The sequence below is a fragment of the Psychrobacter sp. FME13 genome, assembly GCF_014861395.1.
Classification (GTDB): Bacteria; Pseudomonadota; Gammaproteobacteria; order Pseudomonadales; family Moraxellaceae; genus Psychrobacter.
Genome location: NZ_RRYV01000270.1, coordinates 1 through 1,832 on the forward strand (window position 1 = coordinate 1; position 1,832 = coordinate 1,832).

A 1,832-nucleotide genomic window follows, 5' to 3' on the forward strand; every position below is an offset into this window, starting at 1 on the left:
TTCTTTGGGTTAGTATAGCCTCTTAGCAGTTGTCCAATTTAATTATGCCACTACAGTGACGCACATTGTCATGAAGACCTAAAATACCTGTTGTGTAAAAGAGGGAGTCTTCTTTAGGGAATCCTATACCAGCATATTTTGTAGTCATACTTATTAGTATAAATACAAATAGAGATACGCTTAGGTAAAAGTCTAGTTTTCGCTTTATTTTGAATCCACGCATATGTCTTACTCAAGAAAAGGGGGTTCAGTTATAAAGATAACTGGTCGATCATTAAATTATTAGTTTGCGCATAGTAGTCATCTGCGACAGGTCATTGCTAATAACAGACTCACTGCGGCAGTAACAATTGTTGATTAGAATTTGAAGATACTAATGTAATAAAAATATAAGTGCAACAAAAATTTACTTTTTTATTTACTAACATTACAAAGAGATTACTTTCTAATATGTTGTTGATTCTGTGATTTTCATCTGCAAGATATATATCCGTAAGGCAAAAATTTAATGTCGTAGATGTTTTAATGAGGAAACTTAAAAGAAAAGACCTATACAAAAAAGGCATTTGAGCAGAAACAGCAGACACAAAAAAACCCCAAGTAAACTAATACTTGAGGCGAAACTTGCTTAAACTCGTAAGTTTAAATTTGTTTTAAATATGGCGCAGCGGACGGGACTCGAACCCGCGACCTCCGGCGTGACAGGCCGGCATTCTAACCAACTGAACTACCGCTGCTTAGGTCGTTTAGCTTTTTTACCACAAGCTATTAAGTGGTGGGTGATGACGGATTCGAACCGCCGACATTCTGCGTGTAAGGCAGACGCTCTACCAACTGAGCTAATCACCCTGAGAAGCGTTCAAAAATTGCACCGTAATTTTAGCTTCGCAAGACAAAATCTTTTAAATAAGATTTTGTGTATTGCTTCATTAATATAAGCTGTCACACTTAAATTAACTTTATCAGCTAGGATTGATTAACTCCCCTTGCTGTGGATGTGTATTATATAGATTTACACATGGCTGTCAAACAGTATTTTTGAATTTTTGACATATTTTTTGCGTTTTTATCAACCACATGAATAAGCTTATGTTTTTATTGATTTTATATTTTCATAAAAAACCAATATTCTTTAGCACTAATATTTTTTGGCACTATAGTCGATTCAATTTAAAAGCAATACCAGGCAACCAAATATAGATGTATATGTGACGCTTCAAGCGAGGTTAGCACTGTAATGCTTTTATAGTGGAGTCTATAAGACCTCAACCTTTTGCCAATGCCTGTTCGATATCTGGTTTTAAAGCGGCGGGCTTAGTCGTTGGTGCATAGCGGTCAATGACTTGCCCATCTATACCGACCAAAAACTTGGTGAAGTTCCATTTTATTCCATCTGTTAGTAAGCCGCCTTTTTGGGCTTTTAGCCACTTAAATAGTGGATGAGCGCCCTCTCCATTAACGTCCACCTTTTCCATCATAGGGAAGCTAACACCATAGTTCTTTTGGCAGAACGCGCCAATCTCATCATTACTACCAGGGTCTTGGCTACCAAATTGGTTACAAGGAAAACCGATAACGATTAGTCCTTGCTCCTTGTACTGTTGGTATAGTGCTTCTAGCCCTTCAAACTGCGGAGTGAACCCACATTTACTGGCGGTATTGACGACTAATAGCACGCGACCTTTATAATCAGTAAACGCTTGCGTCGTGCCATCCATACACGTAGCAGTAAAATCATAAATCTTACTCATTATTCATCCTTAAATTGATTGAGTTATTTGGTGGTGTTCTAAAAAGTATGCTGGCATCAGACGTAGCCATAATTGATGTAA

General features: G+C 37.3%; 1 protein-coding gene and 2 tRNA genes. All 3 read right to left on the reverse strand.

What is annotated here, in order from left to right:
* Positions 1 to 660: 660 nt before the first annotated feature.
* Positions 661 to 737, reverse strand: a tRNA-Asp gene (locus EI164_RS15870).
* A 36-nt stretch (positions 738 to 773) separates the two neighbouring features.
* Positions 774 to 849, reverse strand: a tRNA-Val gene (locus tag EI164_RS15875).
* Positions 850 to 1,265: 416 nt separating this feature from the next.
* Complete coding sequence (locus tag EI164_RS15880; protein WP_192520954.1) at positions 1,266 to 1,751, reverse strand: glutathione peroxidase; 486 nt, start codon at positions 1,749 to 1,751, stop codon at positions 1,266 to 1,268.
* Between the last annotated feature and the right edge of the window lie 81 nt (positions 1,752 to 1,832).